The organism is Rhodococcus cercidiphylli (assembly GCF_033042225.1).
Lineage (GTDB): Bacteria > Actinomycetota > Actinomycetes > Mycobacteriales > Mycobacteriaceae > Rhodococcoides.
This window is the reverse complement of sequence record NZ_JAWLKE010000001.1, coordinates 499,281-520,974: the sequence shown is the minus strand read 5'-3', so window position 1 is coordinate 520,974 and position 21,694 is coordinate 499,281. Positions and strand designations below refer to the sequence as shown.

Annotated in this window: 20 protein-coding genes; 9 read left to right on the top strand and 11 right to left on the bottom strand. The window is 66.2% G+C overall.

The window, feature by feature from the left end; all coding sequences use genetic code 11:
- Positions 1–13: 13 nt before the first annotated feature.
- Positions 14–901, bottom strand: a complete 888-nt coding sequence (locus R3P95_RS02495; protein WP_373455163.1) for an inositol monophosphatase family protein — start codon at positions 899–901, stop codon at positions 14–16.
- A gap of 187 nt (positions 902–1,088) precedes the next feature.
- On the opposite strand from R3P95_RS02495, the gene ppgK reads away from it, so the two are divergent.
- Positions 1,089–1,910 (top strand): polyphosphate--glucose phosphotransferase, encoded by an 822-nt coding sequence (ppgK, locus tag R3P95_RS02490; RefSeq protein ID WP_149405894.1) that lies wholly within the window; start codon positions 1,089–1,091, stop codon positions 1,908–1,910.
- Between the two features lie 159 nt (positions 1,911–2,069).
- Complete coding sequence (locus R3P95_RS02485; protein WP_068050647.1) at positions 2,070–3,398, top strand: RNA polymerase sigma factor; 1,329 nt, start codon at positions 2,070–2,072, stop codon at positions 3,396–3,398.
- Positions 3,399–3,474: 76 nt separating this feature from the next.
- Here the strand turns inward: R3P95_RS02485 and R3P95_RS02480 are convergent, their stop codons facing one another.
- Together R3P95_RS02480 and R3P95_RS02475 are read right to left on the bottom strand one after the other, a co-directional pair.
- Positions 3,475–3,834, bottom strand: a complete 360-nt coding sequence (locus R3P95_RS02480) for a DUF952 domain-containing protein (protein WP_269596111.1) — start codon at positions 3,832–3,834, stop codon at positions 3,475–3,477.
- A gap of 28 nt (positions 3,835–3,862) precedes the next feature.
- Positions 3,863–4,792 (bottom strand): EamA family transporter, encoded by a 930-nt coding sequence (locus R3P95_RS02475; RefSeq protein WP_317547229.1) that lies wholly within the window; start codon positions 4,790–4,792, stop codon positions 3,863–3,865.
- A 233-nt stretch (positions 4,793–5,025) separates the two neighbouring features.
- On the opposite strand from R3P95_RS02475, the gene R3P95_RS02470 reads away from it, so the two are divergent.
- Complete coding sequence (locus R3P95_RS02470) at positions 5,026–5,220, top strand: DUF7455 domain-containing protein (protein ID WP_027496884.1); 195 nt, start codon at positions 5,026–5,028, stop codon at positions 5,218–5,220.
- A gap of 108 nt (positions 5,221–5,328) precedes the next feature.
- Here the strand turns inward: R3P95_RS02470 and R3P95_RS02465 are convergent, their stop codons facing one another.
- Positions 5,329–7,068, bottom strand: coding sequence for a DEAD/DEAH box helicase (locus tag R3P95_RS02465; RefSeq protein ID WP_317547324.1), 1,740 nt, complete (start codon positions 7,066–7,068; stop codon positions 5,329–5,331).
- A gap of 190 nt (positions 7,069–7,258) precedes the next feature.
- Here R3P95_RS02465 and R3P95_RS02460 point away from each other — a divergent pair, with 190 nt between their 5' ends.
- Entirely contained in the window at positions 7,259–8,371 is a 1,113-nt protein-coding gene (locus R3P95_RS02460; RefSeq protein WP_068050651.1) for a YihY/virulence factor BrkB family protein, read from the top strand.
- Here R3P95_RS02460 and R3P95_RS02455 read toward each other — a convergent pair.
- Positions 8,344–8,580: a DUF3039 domain-containing protein gene (locus R3P95_RS02455; protein WP_068050652.1), complete on the bottom strand. Its 237-nt coding sequence runs from the start codon at positions 8,578–8,580 to the stop codon at positions 8,344–8,346. The genes R3P95_RS02460 and R3P95_RS02455 overlap by 28 nt on opposite strands.
- Positions 8,581–8,674: 94 nt before the next feature.
- Between R3P95_RS02455 and R3P95_RS02450 the strand changes: the two genes are divergently transcribed.
- From R3P95_RS02450 to R3P95_RS02440, 3 genes are all read left to right on the top strand, one after another.
- Complete coding sequence (locus tag R3P95_RS02450; RefSeq protein ID WP_068050653.1) at positions 8,675–9,043, top strand: DUF3099 domain-containing protein; 369 nt, start codon at positions 8,675–8,677, stop codon at positions 9,041–9,043.
- A 33-nt stretch (positions 9,044–9,076) separates the two neighbouring features.
- Complete coding sequence (locus tag R3P95_RS02445; RefSeq protein WP_317547228.1) at positions 9,077–10,570, top strand: DUF7782 domain-containing protein; 1,494 nt, start codon at positions 9,077–9,079, stop codon at positions 10,568–10,570.
- Between the two features lie 178 nt (positions 10,571–10,748).
- Positions 10,749–11,720 (top strand): sigma-70 family RNA polymerase sigma factor, encoded by a 972-nt coding sequence (locus R3P95_RS02440; protein WP_032377730.1) that lies wholly within the window; start codon positions 10,749–10,751, stop codon positions 11,718–11,720.
- 127 nt (positions 11,721–11,847) lie between these two features.
- Here the strand turns inward: R3P95_RS02440 and R3P95_RS02435 are convergent, their stop codons facing one another.
- Together R3P95_RS02435 and R3P95_RS02430 are read right to left on the bottom strand one after the other, a co-directional pair.
- Entirely contained in the window at positions 11,848–14,505 is a 2,658-nt protein-coding gene (locus R3P95_RS02435; protein WP_094642396.1) for a bifunctional acetate--CoA ligase family protein/GNAT family N-acetyltransferase, read from the bottom strand.
- A gap of 109 nt (positions 14,506–14,614) precedes the next feature.
- Positions 14,615–15,883, bottom strand: a complete 1,269-nt coding sequence (locus tag R3P95_RS02430) for an acetoin utilization protein AcuC (RefSeq protein ID WP_149405898.1) — start codon at positions 15,881–15,883, stop codon at positions 14,615–14,617.
- A 185-nt stretch (positions 15,884–16,068) separates the two neighbouring features.
- Between R3P95_RS02430 and R3P95_RS02425 the strand changes: the two genes are divergently transcribed.
- Both R3P95_RS02425 and galE read left to right on the top strand, forming a co-directional pair.
- A complete protein-coding gene (locus R3P95_RS02425; RefSeq protein ID WP_317547226.1) occupies positions 16,069–16,755 on the top strand; it encodes a metal-dependent transcriptional regulator in 687 nt (228 codons plus the stop codon).
- Positions 16,756–16,801: 46 nt separating this feature from the next.
- Entirely contained in the window at positions 16,802–17,782 is a 981-nt protein-coding gene (gene galE / locus R3P95_RS02420; protein WP_317547225.1) for a UDP-glucose 4-epimerase GalE, read from the top strand.
- A gap of 38 nt (positions 17,783–17,820) precedes the next feature.
- On the opposite strand, the gene R3P95_RS02415 is transcribed toward galE, so the two are convergent.
- The 4 genes from R3P95_RS02415 to R3P95_RS02400 all read right to left on the bottom strand — a co-directional run bounded on the left by R3P95_RS02415 (position 17,821) and on the right by R3P95_RS02400 (position 21,625).
- Complete coding sequence (locus R3P95_RS02415) at positions 17,821–18,936, bottom strand: DUF4192 domain-containing protein (RefSeq protein ID WP_317547224.1); 1,116 nt, start codon at positions 18,934–18,936, stop codon at positions 17,821–17,823.
- Positions 18,937–19,087: 151 nt separating this feature from the next.
- The gene (locus R3P95_RS02410; protein WP_317547223.1) at positions 19,088–19,798 is read right to left on the bottom strand and encodes a DUF5642 family protein; all 711 of its coding nucleotides are present in this window, start codon (positions 19,796–19,798) and stop codon (positions 19,088–19,090) included.
- A 112-nt stretch (positions 19,799–19,910) separates the two neighbouring features.
- Positions 19,911–20,543, bottom strand: coding sequence for an MBL fold metallo-hydrolase (locus R3P95_RS02405; protein WP_149405902.1), 633 nt, complete (start codon positions 20,541–20,543; stop codon positions 19,911–19,913).
- Positions 20,540–21,625, bottom strand: a complete 1,086-nt coding sequence (locus R3P95_RS02400) for an S-(hydroxymethyl)mycothiol dehydrogenase (RefSeq protein WP_317547222.1) — start codon at positions 21,623–21,625, stop codon at positions 20,540–20,542. The genes R3P95_RS02405 and R3P95_RS02400 overlap by 4 nt, the downstream gene beginning before the upstream one ends.
- Positions 21,626–21,694 lie beyond the last annotated feature (69 nt).

The window sequence follows — 21,694 nt, the reverse complement described above, 5'->3', positions numbered from 1 at the left end:
GACCGGCGGCGCGTCAGCCGGGGATCGGATCGAGTGCACCCGCGCTGCGCAGTACCGCCAGAAAGGCGTTCGAGACCCCTGGGGCAGCGGCCACCGTCACCGCACCCTGAGCGCTGGTGCTGTCGGCAGCAGGCAGCCTGACCGTCGCGCCAGCCTCGGCTGCGATCAGCCCACCCGCCGCCCAATCCCACGGACTGAGCCCGTGCTCGAAGTGGGCGTCGACAACTCCGGACGCGACCATGCACAGATCGAGCGCAGCCGAACCGATCCGGCGGATGTCACGCACCTGAGGCAGCAGTTCGGAAATGATCGCGCCCTGCACCGCGCGACGACCGGATCCGTAGCCGAATCCGGTGGCCAACAACGTCATCGACACATCGGTGACTCCCGAACAGTGCAGCTGCTCCTGGGTACCGTCGGCTCGCTCCACGGTCGCCCCGCGCCCGAGAGCGGCCGAGTAGACGAGCTCGCGGGCGACGTCGACCACGGCCCCCGCAACACTGACACCGTCGATCTGAACCGCGACCGACACCGCGTACGCCGGAATTCCGTACATGAAGTTCACGGTTCCGTCGATCGGGTCGAGCACCCACCGCACGCCGTCGAGCGAGTCGTTCTCGCTGCCTTCCTCCTCGCCGAGAATGGCATCCTGCGGCCGAAGCCGCGCCAGCAGCTCGCGGAGGACGCTCTCGGTTTCGGTGTCCACGATCGTCACCGGATCGGTCGGCGTGCTCTTCGACTGCACCGCGCCGTCACCCTCGATCGGTTCGCCGCCGAAGACCTCCGGGCGGCGTCGCCTGACGTGCTCGGCGGCTCGCGTCGCGACCCGTACGGCGACCTCGCGCAGCACGTCCACCTCGCGGGTGTTCGATCCCTCTGCTGCCACCTGCTCTTCCGGCAATTGTGTACTGGCGGTGTCGGTCTGCGATCGGTCTGGTTTCGGCACACGTACATCGCAACACACACCGACGTTCGAGCACCACCGCAGCGACCGCCGGTGACGTCACCGTCCCGCGAACGCCGAAACACACTATTGTTCGGAACCGACGGCATCACACGGATTCGATCACGCCAGGAGCGGCATCCACATGACACAGGCAGGTTCGGACAACACCACCGCTGCGGCAGCGCGCCACGGGTTCGGCGTCGACGTCGGCGGCAGCGGCATCAAGGGCGGAATCGTGGACTTGAGCACCGGTGAGCTCGTCGGCGACCGCTACAAGATCGAGACGCCGCAACCGTCGACCCCCGATGCCGTCGCGCGCACCGTGGCCGAGATCGTCGCGCACTTCGAGTGGACCGGCTCGGTGGGCGTCACCCTGCCCGCGGTGGTGACCAACGGTGTCGCTCGCTCGGCCGCCAACATCGACAAGTCCTGGATCGACACCGACGCCCGCGCGCTGTTCGCGAAGGCCATCGGCACCGAGAACGTCACCGTGCTCAACGATGCGGATGCAGCCGGAGTGGCCGAGGACAAGTACGGCGGCGGCAAGGGCAGGGACGGCGTCGTCGTGCTGTTGACGTTCGGCACCGGGATCGGTTCGGCCGTGCTGCACAACGGCGTTCTGCTTCCCAACACCGAATTCGGCCACATGGAGATCGACGGCAAGGAGGCCGAGCATCGTGCGGCGTCGTCGGTGAAGGAGAACCAGGGCCTGTCCTACAAGGAGTGGGCCAAGGAGGTCTCGAAGGTTCTCGAGACGTTCGAGGCGCTGCTGTGGCCGGATCTTTTCATCGCCGGCGGCGGCATCAGCCGCAAGAGCGAGAAGTGGATTCCGCACCTGACCAATCGCACACCCGTGGTTCCGGCAACCCTGCTGAACACTGCCGGGATCGTCGGTGCCGCACTCGCAGCGGACTCCGCCGTACCGTCCGCCGAGACCGGTACGTCCGCGGGATCGCTGGGCTGACACGCGGGTTGCCACCTGCGTAGGGCGAGGGTCGGTAACAAACTCCTGAGAGGTCGTTACAATGGTGTGTGCCGGTACGCAGCCGGCCGAATCCGAAGACCTCTCCGCCGGAAACAACTCTGGCGTGACGCCGCACGACTTCGTCACGAAAGGGCGTACGTGGCAGCCACCGATATCCGTCAGACCGTAGATTCCGAAACCGAGTCTGCGACACCTGCACCTGCTGTCAAGGCACCCGCTGCGAAGGCACCGGCAAAGAAGGCACCGGCCAAGCGTGCCGCAGCCAAGAAGGCCCCGGCGAAGAAGGCCGCAGCGAAGAAGACAGCAGCTGCTCCGGCTTCCGACGACGCCGACGAGAGCACTCCCGGGATCGAGGACATCGACATCTCCGAGGGCGACCTCGCCGCTGCCGCCAACGATGTCGTCGAGGTGGTCGCCGCCGGTGACGACACCGAGGAAGACGCCACCGCCGAGCCGACTGCCGAGGACAAGGCGTCCGGCGACTTCGTCTGGGACGAAGAGGAATCCGAGGCGCTGCGTCAGGCCCGCAAGGACGCCGAGCTCACCGCGTCCGCCGACTCCGTCCGCGCGTACCTCAAGCAGATCGGTAAGGTCGCCCTCCTCAACGCCGAAGAGGAAGTCGAACTGGCCAAGCGTATCGAGGCAGGCCTGTTCGCGGTCGAGAAGATGCGTGAGTCCGCGGAGAAGGGCGAGAAGCTCCCCGTTGCGCAGCGTCGCGACATGACGTGGATCTGCCGTGACGGCAACCGCGCCAAGAACCACCTCCTCGAGGCGAACCTTCGACTCGTCGTCTCCCTGGCCAAGCGCTACACCGGCCGTGGCATGGCGTTCCTCGACCTCATCCAGGAGGGCAACCTCGGTCTGATTCGCGCGGTCGAGAAGTTCGACTACACCAAGGGCTACAAGTTCTCCACGTACGCCACGTGGTGGATCCGTCAGGCCATCACCCGGGCCATGGCGGACCAGGCCCGCACCATCCGCATTCCGGTGCACATGGTCGAGGTCATCAACAAGCTCGGACGCATCCAGCGTGAGCTCCTCCAGGATCTGGGTCGCGAACCCACTCCCGAAGAGCTCGCGAAGGAAATGGACATCACGCCGGAGAAGGTGCTGGAAATCCAGCAGTACGCGCGTGAGCCCATCTCGCTCGACCAGACGATCGGTGACGAAGGCGACAGCCAGCTCGGTGACTTCATCGAGGACTCCGAAGCCGTCGTTGCCGTGGACGCCGTGTCGTTCACGCTGCTCCAGGATCAGCTGCAGTCTGTCCTGGAGACTCTGTCCGAGCGCGAGGCAGGCGTCGTTCGTCTGCGATTCGGCCTGACGGACGGTCAACCCCGCACCCTCGACGAGATCGGACAGGTCTACGGCGTCACGCGCGAGCGGATCCGTCAGATCGAGTCCAAGACCATGTCCAAGCTGCGTCACCCGTCGCGTTCGCAGGTACTGCGCGACTACCTGGACTGATTCGTTCGATCCACCTGGAACAACGACCGCCGATCATTCCGATCGGCGGTCGTTGCTTTTTGCGGCGTGGATGCCGTCACACCTGCGGCACCCCGAACGTTCCGTCCGGCCCCGGCCGATAGTCGACGACCGCAGTCACGGCCGCGATCGGTAGCGGTCCGTACAGGTGCGGGAAGACCATCGACTCCGGATCTGTCGGTACCCCCGGTTCCCACCGAACGGGTGCCGTCAGACGAGCCGGATCGATGCGCAGCAGAACCAGATCCGTGCGCCCGGAGAAGAGCCGATTCGCCGGCAGGTGCACTTGTTCGGGTGTGGACAGGTGCACGAACCCGACGGAATCGTACGAGTCCGGGGTGTAGTCGGCCCGACCGCGCATCGCGAGCCACTCCCCTGCCGTGCAGATGTGAACGAGGTCGTCTTGCTTGCTGGTCACCGTTCCATTCTGCAGTGTCGAGTGCGGCTCAGGGCGGTGGAATGTCGGCAACGCCACGATCTCTGCGGGCCGGCAGGCCACCGACGACGACGGCAGTGATGACAGCCACGATTCCCAGAGCCTCGAGAGCCGTCGGAATCTGGGTCAGCACCACGGCACCGACCACCGTCGCCGTCGCCGGAAGCAGCGCCAGCAACAATGCGAAGCGCGCCCGGCCCACTCGCACCAGGACGTACTGATCGAGCACGTAGGGAACCACACTCGACAGCAGCCCGACGCCCAATCCGAGAACCCAGATCCGCCAGTCTCCCAACGCATCCGAGTGCGCGGCCGCGAACGGTCCGAACAACGGCACGGCCAGGAGTACGGATGCGATTCCGAACCCGGCAGCCATGTCGTCGAGTCCCTGGCCTGCGTCGGCAACCGACTTGCCCAGCACGATGTAGGCAGCCCACAGGGCCGCCGAGCCCAGCGCGAACGCGATCCCGACCAGCCCCACCTCGCCGCCCTCGAACTGCGCGGAAGCGATGGCCCCGACACCGGCCACCACCAGGAGCAACGCGTACACATCGGCAGGCCTTCTCGACCCGGCAGCAGCGACCGCGATCGGCCCGAGAAACTCGATGGCCACCGCCGCGCCGAGGGGAAGCCGGGCGATCGCCTCGTAGAACATTGCGTTCATGCCGATCGTCGCACCGCCGAACGCGGCGGCCGTGATCGCCCGACGCACGGTCCACGCCCCGCCGGTGCCCGCCCTACGCCGCCACGGCCGTCGCCAGAGCACCAGCACCAGCGCCGCACCGAAGCCGCGCAGCCACGCCACCGCGGCCGGATCGACGACGTCGAACAGGAACACACCGATCGCCGCACCGACGTACATACACACCGCGCCGATGACGAACAGGGATGGAATACCGAGCTTCGATGCACCGGAGAGCGAAGTGGAAGTCGAAGACACATCGGCGACCCTACTGCCGTGGCTCGCGTGAACCGGTATCAGCTCTCAGCGAACACTCTGGGAGATGTTCCTGCTCGTGGGACATGTTTCGTGTTAGTGACAACACAAAGAAACGCGCTCGGGAACAACGCGTGACCGCCATACGTCTGACAGAGTGAACGAACCGCGCCATACCGACGCGGCGGACCGGCCCCAGGCGAACGGGACAACCCGCAAGCCAGTACGGAGGAGTCATGCCCGGAACATTGACCAGCCCACAATTGACAGCAGCGGACCGGTGCGACCGGTGCGGTGCAGGGGCTCGCGCGCGTGTCGTGCTCTCGACCGGTGGAGAACTTCTCTTCTGCGGTCACCACGCCACCGAGCACGAAGCCCGTTTGCGTGAAGTGAACGCAACGGTGATGACCGAATCGGACTCCACGGTGTAACCCACCTTTTGTGTCGGGGGAAACAGGTTCGCCACGATCGACGAACACGAAGAAGACGGACGGTCACCAGACCGTCCGTCTTTTTCGTGCCCGGTTCCGCCCGTGGCCCTACATCTTCCGCAACTGCGCGATTCGCTCGCCCAACTGATCGGCCGACGCCATCGCCGTCGGCGGGCCGCCGCAGATACGGCGCAGATCGCCGTGAATCACCCCGTGCGGCTTCCCGGTGCGGTGGTGGTACACCGCGACCAAACTGTTCAATTCACGCCGCAGGCCGGCCAACTGGCCCGCACTGGTGGCCCTGTCGTTGACGACGGCAGGAGCCGGCACCGCAGGGCCCGCAGCAGGCTTGTCGATCTGCGCTTGCTGACGCTGACGCAACAGGTCGCGCATCTGCTTAGCGTCGAGCAAGCCGGGCAGACCCAGATAGTCGGCTTCCTCGTCGCTGCCCGAGAACGTCGCGGTACCGAACGAGGAGCCGTCGTAGATCACCTGGTCCAGTTCCGCATCCGCACCCAGCGAGGTGTACGCCTTCTCTTCCTCGCCCAGTTCGTCCTTCTGCTTGTTGGCGTCGGCCAACAGCTCGTCGTCGAAAACGTCTTTCTCCCGGTGCGGTTTTCCGAGAATGTGATCGCGCTGCGCCTCGAGCTGAGACGCGAGATCCAACAGCACCGGTACCGACGGCAGGAAGACGCTCGCGGTCTCCCCCTTGCGCCGAGACCGCACGAAGCGGCCGATGGCCTGCGCGAAATACAGCGGGGTCGACGCGCTCGTCGCGTAGACACCGACGGCCAGTCGCGGAACGTCGACGCCCTCGGACACCATGCGAACCGCGACCATCCAACGCTGATCGCTCTTTCCGAACTCGGCGATGCGAGCCGAGGACGTGGGGTCGTCGGACAGCACGATCGCCGGTGTCTCCCCTGTGATCACCTCGATCAGCTTCGCGTAGGCCCGCGCCACCGTCTGATCGGTCGCGATCACCAGACCGCCTGCATCGGGCATGCCGCCTGCCCGCAGTTGCGCGAGACGCGTGTTCGCCGCCAGCAGCACGGCCGGCATCCAGTCGCCCTGCGGATCCAGTGCGGTGCGCCATGCCCTCGCGGTCTGTTCGGCATTGAGCGGCTCACCGAGCCGGGCGGTGTACTCCTCACCGGCACTGTCCCGCCAGCGCGCTTCTCCGGAGTACGCGAGAAACACGACCGGGCGGACGACGCCGTCCGCAAGGGCATCGGAGTAGCCGTACGCGTGATCGGCCTTGGACCGCATCAGGCCGTCCTGATCCGGTTCGTAGTTGACGAACGGAATGGGACTGTCGTCGCTGCGGAACGGCGTACCGGTCAGTGCGAGCCGTCGGGTCGCGTCTCCGAACGCTTCGCGAATGCCTTCACCCCAGCTCTTCGCGTCGCCGCCGTGGTGAATCTCGTCGAGAATCACGAGAGTCTTACGCGATTCGGTGCGCACCCGATGCTTGAACGGGTGCGATGCGATCTGCGCGTACGTCACGACCACGCCGTGATAGTCGCTCGAGGTCTGCCCGGTCGAGTTCGAGAAGCGCGAGTCCAATGCGATGCCGACCCTGGCCGCCGACTCCGCCCACTGGTGCTTGAGGTGTTCGGTGGGCGCGACGACGGTGACCTGATCGACGGTGCGATGGGCCAGCAGTTCGGCAGCCACACGGAGGGCGAACGTCGTCTTGCCTGCGCCGGGCGTTGCGACCGCGAGAAAGTCCTTGGGCGAGGCGACTAGGTACTTCGTCAGCGCCCGTCGCTGCCACGCGCGCAGCGGTGCTCCCCCGCTCGTGGGAGCGGCAGGCTGCTCGGTCGATGGTGGTGTCGGATCGAACATGTCAGCGCTCACTGGCCGCCGGTTCCTGGCATCGATGTAAATTCCTCGCGCTCTCGGTAGCCCTGCAGTGTCCGCCGAGGAGCCTATCGCTCCGCACCGACCGATCCCGCATCGCTGGGGCGAGTCGGATGCGACACGGCGAGTCGGCTGTTAGGCGAAGACGCCTTTCGTCAGGAATGCTGGAGGAACCATGAGCGAGTCTGCAGGCGGAACTCCACCACCGGAACGATTGTCGGCGAGAAAACCGCTACACGCGGTGTGGAAAGTGACTGTGCGCACTCTGAGCAAAGCGTGGGACGATTCGATCTTCAGCAAGGCTGCAACGGCCGCGTTCTGGCAGACGCTGTCACTGCCGCCGCTGCTGCTCGGTGTGCTGGGCAGCCTGGGACTCGTCGGCGGATGGTTCGGACCCAACACCGTCGAGATCATCGAGTCCAAGATCATCACGTTCAGCAACACCCTGTTCAGCGGCAGCGTCGTGGACCAGATCATCGCTCCGACGGTCAAGGACGTCCTCGCTCAGGGCAGCGGAGAGATCGTGTCCGTCGGCTTTCTGCTCTCGTTGTGGGCCGGGTCGTCGGCAATCTCGACGTTCGTCGATTCCATCGTGGAAGCGCACGGCCAGGCCGACGCGCGAAACCCCGTCTGGCAGCGGTTCTTCGCGCTACTTCTCTACGTGGGTTTCCTGGTGATCGCGGTCTTCGTGCTTCCGCTCGTCGCCCTCGGACCGGTGTACGTGCAGCAGATCCTGCCGGATTCGTGGATCACGGTGGGCAGCGAGCTCGTCGACTTCTTCTACTACCCGGCCGTCGGTCTACTGCTGATCATGGGTTTGACGACGCTGTACAAGGTTGCTCTGCACACCTCGCTGCCGTGGCATCGTCTCCTCGGCGGCGCTCTGCTGGCCGGGGTGTTCTTCATGATCGCGAGCGCGGTCCTGCGTCGATACCTCGGCTGGGTGACGAGCACCGGGTACACCTACGGCGCCCTGGCGACACCCATCGCGTTTCTGCTGTTCACGTTCTTCCTCGGCTTCGCCGTCGTGCTCGGGGCCGAGTTCAACGCGACGATCCAGGAGTTCTCGCCTGCACGGGCAACACGAATGGACCAGATGCGCGAGTGGATCGCAGCGCAGACCGCAACCGACGACAAGCCGTCGGGGCCGGTGACCGCTGTCGCCCGACGGCTGGCCACGGGGCCGATCAAACTGTCCGGCGACCGCGCCCGCTCGGGGCGTCCCGAGCCGACCCCCGACCGACACCCGGGAGACGGTGCTCAGTCGCCTTTCTTCAGGCCCTCGTAGACCTTCTTGCAGTCCGGGCACACCGGTGATCCGGGCTTCGCCGACTTGGTGACGGGAAACACCTCACCGCACAGCGCGACGACGTGCGTACCCATCACCGCGCTCTCGGCAATCTTGTTCTTCTTCACGTAATGAAAGAACTTCGGCCGGTCGTCTTCCGTGGTTTCGTCCGGTGCGATATCGGGACGGTCCTTCGTCTGAGTGCTCATGAACACAGATTAATCCGTGGATCCCCATCGAGGGGTAACCGGTTGCACAAGCTCGTTGCAAGCATTCTGTGAGCAGTAGTGCCACAGTGGAGGTATGACGAGAACCCCAGGGTTCGACGGAAGCGCGTACAGCGACTCGCCGGATGGGCCCGTCCTTATCACCGAGGCGCAGCAGTCGGTCGAGGAGCAGCACAAAGCTCGCGTCCGCAAATACATGTTCATCATGTCCTTCCGCATCCCGGCGTTGGTGTTGGCTGCCATCGCGTACGGGATGTGGATGAACCCGTGGATCTCCATGGCGATAGTCGGAGCGTCCATTCCTCTGCCGTGGATGGCTGTGCTGATCGCCAACGATCGGCCGCCCCGCACCAAGGACGAGATGAGCCGGTACGACTACCGGACCGTCGACCGGCCGCAACTGGAATCGAGCAACCACCGGGTGATCGAAGCGGGCGACGACTGACGCACCGGCTCTCGCCGATGCGACACTTGCGTCGTGACTGCACCGAACTCCACGTCCCCGCTCGTCCTCGCCTGCGCCGATCTTCGTGATGCCTTCGAGCGGGCGGGGTACGACGCCGACGGCGTGCTGACGCTGCTCGGGGACGACGCCCATGCTGCCCTCGGTCGCAGCGAACCGGTGCCGGTGCGCAACGCCAGTCGGGACGGCGGCGCGCTGGGTGTTCTGGTACGCCTGTTCCTGCTCGTCGACGACTGCGCCGAGTCCGACGTCGCCGACGCCATCGCGCCGTTGACGGTCGACGACGCCGTCTCGGCCGGGATCCTGACCCGTTCCGGGTCCACGGTGCGGACGCTGCTCGACATTCGACCGCTCGACGCCGGACACGGAACCCGATGGATCGTCTCCGATCCGGACGGCAGCATGCGCGTCGCGGAGACTGCTCGCGACCACGTGCTCGGCGTCGGCCAGGCCTCGTTGTCGCTGCTGAGGGGAACCCCCACGTCCCCCGTGACCAGTGTTCTCGACGTCGGTACCGGCTGCGGCGTCCAGGCCGTCCACGCCTGCGACTATGCGGCGCAGGTGACCGCAACGGACATCAGTCCGCGGTCGATGGACCTCGCGGCGGCGACGATGGCGCTCAACGGCCTCGACGTCGAGTTTCTGCACGGTTCGTGGTTCGAGCCGGTTACCGGGCGTCGATTCGATCGCATCGTCGCCAACCCGCCGTTCGTCGTCGGCCGCGCCGAAGTGCTGCATTCGTACCGCGATTCCGGCCTCGATCTCGACGGCGCGAGCGCTCTGATGATCGGCCGGGCCCCGGACCATCTGACGCTCGGTGGTACCGCTGCCATCCTGGCCTCGTGGGTGCACGTCCGCGGCGAGGACTGGCGTGCTCGCGTGGCGTCGTGGCTTCCCGCGCACGGGATCGACGCCTGGGTCGTCGAGCGTGACGTCGCCGATCCCGCGCTGTACGTGGGCACGTGGATGCGCGACGGCGGACTCGATCCCCGCGATCCCGACGCGGCCGCGGTGGCACAGTCCTGGCTCGATCACTTCGCTGCCGCCGACGTGGAAGGAATCGGTTTCGGGTTCGTCTATCTCCGCAGTACCGATGCGCCGACCGACCTTCTGGCCGAGGAGCTCACGCACGGCTTCTCCGACCCGCTGGGCAACGAAGCGATCGAGTACTTCGCGCGGCTGGACTGGCTGCGAGAGCACGACATCCTCGACTCGGTGCTGACTCTGGAACCGAACACCGCACTCGAACGGGTATATCTCCCCGGCGACGAGGGCTGGGCTCCGGTAGCGGTGCGAGTCCATCGCGGAAACGGCCCGCAGTGGCAGCACGACGTCGACGAACTCGGTGCGGCTCTGCTCGCCGGGCTGCGACCCGATGGCCTACCGGTCGGTGAACTGGTGGAGTTGCTCGCTGCTGCGCACGACGAGGACGCAGAGGAACTGGCACAGCATGCGGTGACGATGATGCAGGGGCTCGTCCGGCACGGCCTGGTTCTGCCGGCCCGATGAGTCCCGGACGTCACCCCACGAGAGCGACCGTTCCCGGCGGTTTCACTTCTCAGCAACTTCTCAGGACGAACATGACGTAATCCCTGGTCACGCGGGTATCCACCGGATCGGCGTGGGAACTTATCGGAGTCTCCCGAGCGTTGAACCCTGTGAGACACCACCGACCAGGAGGCAAGTCATGACCAGCCCCAGCACCACGATTCGTCCACGGCCGACCGACGCCGATCTGGACGCCCAGAGCCCAGCAGCCGATCTCGTTCGCGTGTACCTCAACGGAATCGGCCGCACCGCGTTGCTGACGGCTGCCGAGGAAGTAGATCTGGCCAAGAGGATCGAGGCTGGTCTGTATGCGAAGCAGGTTCTCGAGAACACGAAGAGGTTGAGCGCGGTCAAGAAGCGCAACCTCGCCATCATCGTTCGCGACGGCAGTGCCGCCCGCAGCCATCTCCTCGAAGCGAACCTTCGCCTGGTCGTGTCTCTTGCCAAGCGCTACACCGGACGCGGTATGCCCTTGCTCGACCTGATCCAGGAGGGCAACCTCGGACTCATCCGCGCGATGGAGAAGTTCGACTACGCCAAGGGCTTCAAGTTCTCGACCTACGCGACCTGGTGGATTCGTCAGGCCATCACCCGCGGAATGGCAGATCAGAGCCGCACGATCCGGCTGCCTGTCCACCTGGTCGAACAGGTCAACAAGCTGGCCAGGATCAAGCGTGAACTGCATCAGCAGCTCGGCCGCGAGGCAACGGACGAGGAGCTGTCGAGCGAATCGGGTATCGCGGTGGAGAAGATCGCCGACCTGCTCGACCACAGTCGCGACCCGGTGAGCCTGGACATGCCGGTGGGCAGCGACGAGGAAGCACCCCTCGGCGACTTCATCGAGGACTCCGAGGCGACGTCCGCGGAGAATGCCGTCATCGCCGGACTGTTGCACAGCGACGTTCGCGTCGTTCTCGGCACTCTCGACGAGCGGGAGCAGCAGGTCATCCGTCTCCGTTACGGCCTGGACGACGGACAGCCCCGCACCCTCGATCAGATCGGCAAGCTCTTCGGCCTCTCCCGTGAGCGTGTCCGTCAGATCGAGCGCGAGGTGATGGTGAAGCTTCGGCAGGGCGACCGCGCCGAGAAGCTGCGGTCCTACGCCAGCTGAACGTCACCACCGACCGGTGGCGCAGCGGTGATCATCCCCGCTCGCGTCACCTCGTGCGGTAGCCGAGTCGACGTCCTCTCCCCCTGGGACGTCGACTCGGCTTCTGCCTTTTCGAAGCCGGTCTCGGTCAGCGCAATCGACGCGGGCCCAGATCGGCCTTGGTCGGTTCCGGACCGATGCGGACGCGAGCATCGGTGATCTGTGCGCCGTCGGCGGACGCCAGAACCGGCTCGCAGGAGATCTCACGAATGTCGGCGATGTCTTCTGCCAGTGCAGATATTCGCTGTACGAGGTCGATCAATGCGTTCTTGTTGACGGGCACCGCATTGCGATATCCGGACAGCAGCGGAGCCGCCTTGGGCGCGTCGATCAGCTGCGCGGCCTCGTCCTCGGTCAGCGGAAGTACCCGATAGGCACGGTCGCCCAGCAGGTCCGAGATGACGCCGGCCAGACCGAACGAGATGAGCGATCCGAACGACGGGTCGTCCTGTACGCGTACGACGCAGCCGATTCCCTTGACCGCCATGCGCTGGACGTGCAACAACGGCTCGCCCGAGTCTGCCGCCAGATTGCGATACGCCACCCGCACCGCGGACGCGTCCGCCATGTCCAGTCGCACTCCGCCGAGATCCGGCCGGTGCCGCCACCGTTCACCGGTCGCCTTGACCGCCACCGGGTAGCCGAGTTCGTCTGCCGCTGCGACGGCCTCGTCCTCGTCGGTCACCGTCCTGAAAGCAACGACGTCGAGGCCGTAGCAGCCCAACAACTCGGCGGTTTCGAAATCGGAGAGCCACCGTCCGTGACTGCCTGCCGAACGCCAGCCCTCGACCAGCTGCTTGGCGCGTTCGGAATCGATGCTCTTGGGGCGGACCAGGTTCGACACCGGTCGCGACCGCCACGCGGAGTAGCGCCACGCGGCGGCGAGGGCAGCAACCGCTCGCTCCGGGCTCGAGTACGAGGGCACCGAACCGCGGATGGGGTATCCACCCGGCCCGCGGACCGCCAGGACGTCCGGAATGCCCTCGGTAGCGAGGAACGTCGAGAGTACGGGCTTGTCGGATCCACGGACGGCGTTGCCGAGCGCGGTCGCGAACGGCTCGACCTCCACCGCCACCGGGGGTACGAACACGACGATGACAGCGTCGATGTCCGACGCGGCCAGTGCCGACGACACCGCCGCGGCGAAATCCTCGGGACCGGCCTGCGGACCGACATCGATCGGGCTGCTCGCATGCAAGCCCTTGGCCCGCGCAGCATCGACCGCCAACACGCCGAGCGCAGTCGAGTTTCCCACTACGGCAACCCTCGGTCCGACGGGCAGCGGCTGGTTTCCGAAGAGCACCGCGCAATCGAAGAGTTCCGAGATGGTGTCGACCTGGATGACTCCGGCCTGAGCGAACAGTGCGCGCACGATCGAGTCGTCGATGTCGGCACCGATCGCGTGTGCGGGCGGCACGGCCCCGCGTCCGCTCTTGACCGCGATGATGGGCTTGCTGCGCGCCACCCGTCGGGCGATCCTGGTGAACTTCCTGGGATTACCGAAGCTCTCGAGGTACAGCAGGATCACCTCGGTGGCCGGGTCCGAATCCCAGTACTGCAATAGATCGTTACCGGACACATCGGCGCGGTTTCCGGCCGAGACGAAGGTCGACAGTCCGAGCCTGCGGTTGGCGGCCTCGTCCAGAATCGCGATGCCGAGGGCACCGGACTGACAGAAGAACCCGACGTTGCCCGGAGTGGGCAGATGCGGAGCCAGAGTGGCGTTCAGACCGAACTCGGGATCGGTGTTCGCCACACCGAGCGCGTTGGGCCCGATCAACCGCATTCCGTGCGCCCTCGCCGCGAGCACCAGCCGTCGCTCGCTCTCCTGCCCCGCAGGTCCGGTCTCACCGAATCCACCCGACACCACCAGCAACGCTTTGACGCCCTTGTCGAGGCAGTCGTCGAGTACCGCGTCGATCGCATCGGCCGGTACCGCGGCGATCGCAAGATCGACCGGATCCGGGATGTCGTGCACCGTGGCGTAGGCGCGGACCCCGCGAACCGAACGATGGTCGGCGTTGACGGGATAGACGGGCCCGGTGAAGTTGCCCGCCAGCAGATTCGCGAGAACGGCGTTGCCCACCTTCGAGCTGTCCGTCGACGCTCCGATCACGGCCACCGATCGTGGGCTCAGTACGTTGCGCACACTGCGGGCCTCGGCGGCACGCTCACGGGAATTGCGCACCGACAGCAGAGCTTCGCTGGGGTCGATGGCGAACTCCAGTCGCAGCACACCACCCTCGAAGGACCTGCTGACCTGGTACCCCGCCTCCCGGAAGACGGTGACCATGTTCCGGTTCTCGGCGAGCACCTCGGCGACGAACATGTTCACCCCGTTCTCGGCGGCCGCTCCCGCGAGGTGTTCGAGCAGGATCGGACCCAGCCCGCGGCCCTGGTGCGCGTCGGCGACGACGAAAGCCACCTCGGCGGAGTTGCCGTCCCCCTCGGGCAGTCGCTCGTAGCGGCCGACCGCAATGATGTCGTCACCGAGCACTGCGACGAACGCCACCCGGTCGTGGTGATCGACCGTGGTGAAGTTGAGCACGTCACGCTGCGGCATCGTGGGGTACGGGCCGAAATACCGCAGGTATCTCGTCCGCTCGGACAACCGGCCGTGGAATGCGACGATCCGTTCGGAGTCCGACGGGACGATGGGACGCAGGTGCACCACACCGCCGTCGGAGGTCAGGACGTCGGCAACCCAGTGCCGCGGAAAGGATGTTTCCGCTCGCTCCCTGGCCAGGTCCTTGTCGCTCGGTTCCTGGTCGCTCGGTTCCTGGTCACGCGGTTCCTTGTCACTCGGGTCCGACGCCGCAACGGCCGGCTCCTCGTCCGAGGGGCTGTCGGTCGGATCAGTCACGCGGGTCCTCCGGATCGAGTCCGAGCAGTGGAAACACTGCTCGACGGGTGGCGATGATGGCCGAGTCGACGCGTTCGAGCGCCCTGTCGGTGCCGTCGGTCCCGGCGAGGGATCCCCCGGGTCCGTCCCAGGCGGGATAGTCGACGTCTCCCCCGTCACCCATCGTCTGCGGGAGGTCGACACTCGGTGCCATGGTCCGTACTCGCTCCCGCCACGTGTCCGGCAACGCCGACATCGGGTCGATGTCGCGACCGAGCGCGGCAGCGATGAGGTAGGTCCAGGCCCGTGGAACGACGCGCACCAAGCCGTACCCTCCGCCGCCGACGGCCAACCACCGACCCTCGGAATGTTTGTCCGCCAGATCACGCATGGCCAGGAATGCCGCATTCTGGCCGTCGACGGTCAGGGCCAGGTCCGCGAGGGGATCCTCGCGGTGGCTGTCGACACCGCACTGGCTGACGATGATCTGAGGCGCGAACGCGGCGATCGCACCCGGCACGATCGCGTGGAACGCGCGCAGCCACAACCGATCCGCGGTGCCGGGCAACAATGGAACGTTGATCGAGGTTCCCTCACCGCGTTCGGCTCCCACCTCGGTCGACCATCCGGTGTTCGGCCACAGCGTCGCCGGATGTTGGTGCAACGAGACGGTGAGCACCCGCGGGTCACCGAGGAATGCCGCCTGAACGCCGTCCCCGTGATGAGCGTCGACGTCGATGTAGGCGATCCGGTCGAACCCGTTGTCCAGCAACCACGAGATGGCGATCGCGGCGTCGTTGTAGACGCAGAAGCCGGAGGCCCAGTCGGCCATCGCGTGGTGCATGCCGCCGCCGATGCTCACCGCGCGTCGAGCACGTCCCGACGCGATTTCGCGGGCGGCGGCCAGAGAGCCACCGGCGAGCATTGCGCTCGCCTCGTGCATCTGCGGAAACACCGGGTTGTCGTCGGAACCCAGTCCGTGGACGACGTCGTCGGGATCACGCAGAGCCGGGCCCTGCGACGGTGCCTGTTTGACGGCCTCGATGTAGGCGCTGGTGTGAAATCGGAGGAGCTCGGAATCCGGCGCGGCAGTGGGCTCGACGAGTTCGACGCCCGCGAGCAGGCCGATGTCGGTGGCGAGTGCCATTGTCAGATCGAGTCGAGTCGGATTCATCGGGTGGTCGTCGCTCCACCGGTAGCCGAGGTAATCCGCGCTCCACACGACGATGTCCTCGGGGCGGTTCGGGATGGACGCGGCGGCGCGTGTCGCCTGATCAGACATACGGACAAAACTACGTTGTCGGACGGGATGGTGTTGCCGGGTTCCGGTGTTGTCCCCACAGTCCCCTTGTGAGAAGCCATGGGAAACGGCGTACGCCGTTGTGGTGCGCCGCGCCCGCTGCGGCTGGGTGCAGCGCTCATTTCGGGGCGCTGACGGTAGGATCGAGCCCGACGAAGGGGTTGAGTGTGAAGGATCTGGTCGACACCACGGAGATGTACCTCCGGACGATCTACGATTTGGAAGAAGAGGGCGTGATTCCGCTCCGCGCGAGAATCGCCGAACGGCTCGAACAGAGTGGTCCCACCGTCAGCCAAACCGTTGCTCGGATGGAGCGAGACGGGCTGTTGTCCGTCGCAGGCGATCGACACCTCGAGCTGACCGAGAAGGGCCGAAGCCTGGCGGTCGCAGTCATGCGCAAACACCGTCTGGCCGAGCGTCTGCTCGTGGACATCATCGGTCTGCGCTGGGAAGACGTGCACGCCGAGGCGTGCCGTTGGGAACACGTGATGAGCGAGGAGGTCGAGCGACGTCTGGTCACCGTCCTGAACAACCCGACCACTTCGCCGTACGGCAACCCGATCCCCGGTCTGGAGGAACTCGGTCTCGGCCAGTCGACTCTGGCACCGGAAGCTCTCATCCGCCTCACGGATATGCCCGTCGGCCAGCCGACCGCTGTCGTCGTGCGACGCCTCGCCGAGCACGTTCAGTCCGACCCGGAGGTCATCGCTCAGCTTCGCGAAGCAGGCGTGGTCCCCGATGCTCGGGTTACAGTCGAAGCCAAGCCCGGGTCGGTCACGATCACGGTGCCAGGACACAGTGGTGTCGACATATCCGAGGAAATGGCGCACGCCGTCCAGGTGAAGAAGGTCTGACCTCACACCGACGACGGCTTCGGACGCGTGTGAGGGAGAACGAACAGTGAAGCTTCTGGTTACCGGTGGTGCCGGTTACGTCGGCAGCGTCTGCGCGGCTGTGCTCGTCGAGCGCGGTCATGAGGTCGTGGTCGTGGACAACCTGTCCACCGGTAACCGGGAAGCCGTGCCCGGTGGTGCCACATTCGTGGAAGGCGACATCAAGGACGTCGCTGCGGACGTACTGATCGGCGGTGAGTTCGACGCTGTCCTGCACTTCGCCGCGCAATCTCTCGTCGGCGAGTCGGTGGTCTCGCCCGACAAGTACTGGAGCGGAAACGTCGTCACCTCGCTGGCGTTGCTCGATGCCATTCGAGCATCCGGTACCGCGAAGCTGGTGTTCTCCTCGACCGCCGCCACGTACGGCGAGCCCGAGAAGACCCCCATCACCGAGGACGCACCCACCCGCCCCACCAACCCTTACGGTGCCACCAAACTCGCGATAGATCACGCGATCACGTCGTACGCCGCGGCCTACGGCCTCGCCGCCACGAGCCTTCGGTACTTCAACGTCGCCGGTGCCTACAACGGTTTCGGAGAGAATCGCGTCGTCGAGACCCACCTGATTCCGCTCGTGCTCCAGGTCGCACTCGGGCAGCGCGAGAAGATCTCGGTGTTCGGCACCGACTGGCCCACTCCGGACGGTACGGCTGTTCGCGACTACATCCACGTTGCCGATCTCGCCGAGGCGCACATACTCGCTGTCGATGCCGCACAACCGGGCGAGCACACCATCTACAACCTCGGCAGCGGCACCGGATTCTCCGTGCACGAGGTCATCTCGTCCTGCGAGCGCGTCACCGGTCTGCCCATCGCCGTCGAACATGCTCCCCGTCGTGCCGGTGACCCTGCCGTCTTGATCGCCTCGAGCTCGCGCGCAGTCGAGGAGTTGAAGTGGACGCCGGAGCTGACCGATCTCGATCGGATCGTGGCCGATGCGTGGACATTCCTGCAACAGCTCGGCGATCGGTCGCACGCGGCGCGCTGACCCACTCGCCTGCCGATCGTCGATGTGCTCGACTGCTGTCACCGTCGCCCGAAGGGGTCGCCGGGGAGCCGAACTCCGCAGGCGCGAGCACACGCGAAGCCGCTCTCGGCCACTTCCCGAACGAGCTCGGGACCTGCGCCGGCGCTGAGCGACCGGTCCAACAGTCGCGCCAGCGAGTAGTTCTCGTCGGCTTCCAGTGCCGCATCGATCGCGATGCGGGCCATCGGTCCGTCTCCGCGGACGTACGCGCTGAAGGCCAGAAGTGTTGCGGCGATGGCTCGTTCGGCCTTCGGCAGGACGCAGGACATCCTCGCCCAGAACTCTTCGACGAATCCCGCGTCGTCACCGAGAGTCAGGGCCAGCAGTGCGTCTCGCACCTGGACATGACCGATCGCGAGTGCGATCCGAGCGATGTCGGTCGGATCCAATTCGCTGTCGTACGGCGCTCGCGCGACGTACGACAGCACCGACGTCAGCTCGTCGGTACGAGATCGAACCCCGTCCCGTCGTTGTCGCGCGATCTCGGCGGCAACGGCCCGCACGGTCGCGTCGGGGCCCGGCACGATGGTCTCGGCCAGCTCGGACCTGGATCGTCGGACGGAGTAGCCGTCGAGCACGCGGGCCACGGTCATCGGCGACGCCGACGGATCGGACATCAGGCCGTGCCGCTGTGGTCCGCGCAACGTCCACCAGTCGGCGGATTCCGCGATCTCCGACGCCGCAAGGGCCTCACCGAGCTGCACTCCGAACGAAGCGAGTGTGGCGTCGAGTTCGGTCACCAACGCTTCCACGTCGAGTAGATGCGGTGTCCGGACGGTTCGATCGAGTCTGTCGTCGACGAACACCGCCATCACGGCGGGAATGTTCTCCATCGCGCAGTAGCCGGCCAGGTAGGCGATGACGTCGAGCATCTCCGGGGTCGCGCGAGTGTGACTGCCCGCGCGCCGATCGATGTGATCGCCGGCCAGGACGAGGTCGTGACGCATCGTGGGTCCGACGCTCGCACCGCCGTCCTTGACCGCGATGAGCACCATCGATCGGTGCGGGTGGAACCCGAGCATGGCCGGTACCGCTGTGATCAGGTCGCTCGGGTGACCGAGCCGTACGCGATGGCGGGAGTCGAAGTTGCCGTGAGAGTTCGTCGGTGTGTACATACCGGAGAATCCTGGCCGGGGTCCCGACGATCGAAAGAGTCTCGACCTGGGCTTTCGTACTGCCCTGTGGAGAACTGCCGCGCTGTGGATGAATCGCGACGCCGGCGCTGTGTCCGACCGATTCGTGTCGGTGCCGTCTGCTAGTGCTGCGTCAGCTCTGGCCGACTTTCTGGACTGCCGCGGTGAACAGCTCGTCGAGGGTCATCGCATCGGGCGTGCCCGAGCCGAACGACATGAACGTGGCCGATACTCGCACTCCGTCGACCTGGGCCATCAGTGTCAGCATCGACTGGGTGACGGCGTCGCCGCCTGCTCCCGATGCGACGGTCTGCCGGACGGCCAATGTGTCGTCCGCATCGATGGGCGGTGCAGGCGTCAGAGTGGAGGTCACCGTCGAGGTCGCGCCGGACTTGGTTGCGGTCACCTCGCCGCACTGTTCGAGCTGCTCCTTGCGCGCCGAGAGCGGTTCGTCCACCGCGGTCAACTCGATCGAGATGGTGGACCGGCTGTCGTTGTCGGTGCCGACGATCATGGCCGTGCCCGTCGGGCCGAAATCTTGGTCGGCGGGCTTGCATCCCGCCGGGCTGACCTCGGCACCGGCAGGAATTCCGCTGAGATCGGGTGCGGCTTGCGAGATCGCCTGCTGGGGCAGCACCAGGGCGTCGTACGGTGCCGGGAAGCTGGACGGGTCGATCAGCAGCGTGTTCAGATCCACGCCGGACTGCGGCGACGAGGTGGTGGCACCTGCACTGGGCTCGGGAGAGCCGGTGACGGTCGAGCTGCAGCCGGCCAGCACGAGAGCTGCGCTCGCCGCCGAGGTCACGGCGATGGACAGGCGGGTTCTGCGTGCGGCGGGGCTCACAAGACGTCCTCTTCGGGTCGATGGGACGCCGAAGCACACGCTCCGGCGTCCCACCACTGTCTCATTCCGACCACCTCGAACGCGGCAGGCGACCTACCGCAGTGTCGCGAATTCAGCTGCCGCGGGCGATCCACTCCTCGAGGTGCGGTGCTTCGTCGCCGATGCGTGTGCCGTCACCGTGGCCGGTGTTGACTCGGGTGTCGACAGGCAGGGCGAAGAGCCGATCTCGGATGGACCCGATGATGGTCGGGAAATCCGAGTACGACCGTCCGGTGGCACCCGGGCCGCCGGAGAAGAGGGTGTCGCCGCTGAACAACTCCCCCGCTTCCGGCAGGTACAGGCACGTCGACCCGGGTGAGTGCCCGGGCGTGTGCAGCGCCAGGATGTCGGTTCCGGCCACGGTGATGCGCTGACCGTCCTCGAGGGTCGAGTGCCCGACGCCAGGGTGCGTCTGCTCCCACAGCATGTCGTCGGCGGGGTGCAGCAGAATCGGCGCGTCCAAGGTCTCGGCCAGTTCCGGTGCCACGGTCACGTGGTCGTTGTGGCCGTGGGTGCAGATGACGGCCTTCACCGTCCGGCCGGCAACCGCGTCGACGATCGGCGCCGCGGTGTGCGCTGCGTCGACGATCACCACCTCGTCGTCGTCGCCGATCAGCCAGATGTTGTTGTCGACGTCCCAGGTGCCACCGTCGAGGCTGAACGTGCCCGAGGTGACGACGTTCTGGACGCGGAACTGCCCGCTCACAGGACGACCACCGAACGCAGGACGGTGCCCTGATGCATCTTCTCGAAGGCGGCTTCGACGTCGTCGATGGTGATGCGTTCGGTGACGAACTTCTCGAGCGGCAGACGGCCCTGCTGATACAGATCGACCAACTGCGGGAAGTCGCGCTCGGGCAGGCAGTCTCCGTACCAGGAGGACTTGAGCGATCCGCCGCGGGAGAAGAAGTCGATCAGCGGCATCTCGAGGGTCATCTCGGGTGTCGGCACGCCGACGAGCACCACGGTTCCGGCGAGGTCGCGGGCGTAGAACGCCTGCTTCCAGGTCTCCGGGCGACCGACGGCGTCGATGACCACGTCGGCACCGAAGCCTCCGGTGAGCTCCTGGACTGCTTCGACGGCGTCGACCACCGACGAGTCGACGGTGTGGGTGGCTCCGAGGCCCAGTGCCCATTCGAGCTTGCCGGGGTCACGATCGACCGCGATGATCGTCGACGCGCCGGCCAGGCGTGCTCCGGCGATCGCGGCATCGCCCACACCGCCGCAGCCGATCACGGCCACCGAGTCTCCGCGCGAGACGTTGCCGGTGTTCATCGCCGCTCCCAGACCGGCCATCACGCCACAGCCGAGCAGTCCGACCACGGCGGGATCGGCGTCTGCGGCGACTTTGGTGCACTGGCCCTCGTGGACCAGGCTCTTCTCGGCGAATGCGCCGATGCCCAGCGCCGGGGTCAACTCGGTACCGTCCTCGAGGGTCATCTTCTGTGCTGCGTTGTGGGTGTCGAAGCAGTACCACGGAGTGCCGCGCTTGCAGGCTCGACATTCGCCGCACACGGCGCGCCAGTTCAGTACGACGAAGTCTCCGACCTCGACGTGCTCGACGCGGTCGCCGATGGTCTCGACGATTCCGGCCGCCTCGTGTCCGAGCAGAAACGGGAATTCGTCGTTGATGCCGCCTTCGCGGTAGTGCAGGTCGGTGTGACACACCCCGCAGGCCTGGATCTTCACGACGACCTCGTTGGGCCCGGGATCGGGGATGGTGATCGTCTCGATGGAGACGGGCTCGCCCTTGCTCTTGGCGACGACGGCGCGGACCTGCTGCGGCATGTGTTCCTCCACTGAAAATCGGGTGTTTCGTGCTCTGTTCAGCCTCGCACAACGCATCAGCACGTGGCG

Bases quoted from the DNA above. Each gene is read 5' to 3' on its own strand.
- R3P95_RS02450 (WP_068050653.1), top strand. From the start codon at position 8,675: ATGACGAGAACCCCAGGGTTCGACGGAAGCGCGTACAGCGACTCGCCG.
- R3P95_RS02440 (WP_032377730.1), top strand. From the start codon at position 10,749: ATGACCAGCCCCAGCACCACGATTCGTCCACGGCCGACCGACGCCGAT.
- R3P95_RS02470 (WP_027496884.1), top strand. From the start codon at position 5,026: ATGCCCGGAACATTGACCAGCCCACAATTGACAGCAGCGGACCGGTGC.
- R3P95_RS02465 (WP_317547324.1), bottom strand. From the start codon at position 7,068: ATGTTCGATCCGACACCACCATCGACCGAGCAGCCTGCCGCTCCCACG.
- R3P95_RS02400 (WP_317547222.1), bottom strand. From the start codon at position 21,625: ATGCCGCAGCAGGTCCGCGCCGTCGTCGCCAAGAGCAAGGGCGAGCCC.
- R3P95_RS02455 (WP_068050652.1), bottom strand. From the start codon at position 8,580: ATGAGCACTCAGACGAAGGACCGTCCCGATATCGCACCGGACGAAACC.
- R3P95_RS02430 (WP_149405898.1), bottom strand. From the start codon at position 15,883: ATGTCTGATCAGGCGACACGCGCCGCCGCGTCCATCCCGAACCGCCCC.
- R3P95_RS02460 (WP_068050651.1), top strand. From the start codon at position 7,259: ATGAGCGAGTCTGCAGGCGGAACTCCACCACCGGAACGATTGTCGGCG.
- R3P95_RS02415 (WP_317547224.1), bottom strand. From the start codon at position 18,936: ATGTACACACCGACGAACTCTCACGGCAACTTCGACTCCCGCCATCGC.
- ppgK (WP_149405894.1), top strand. From the start codon at position 1,089: ATGACACAGGCAGGTTCGGACAACACCACCGCTGCGGCAGCGCGCCAC.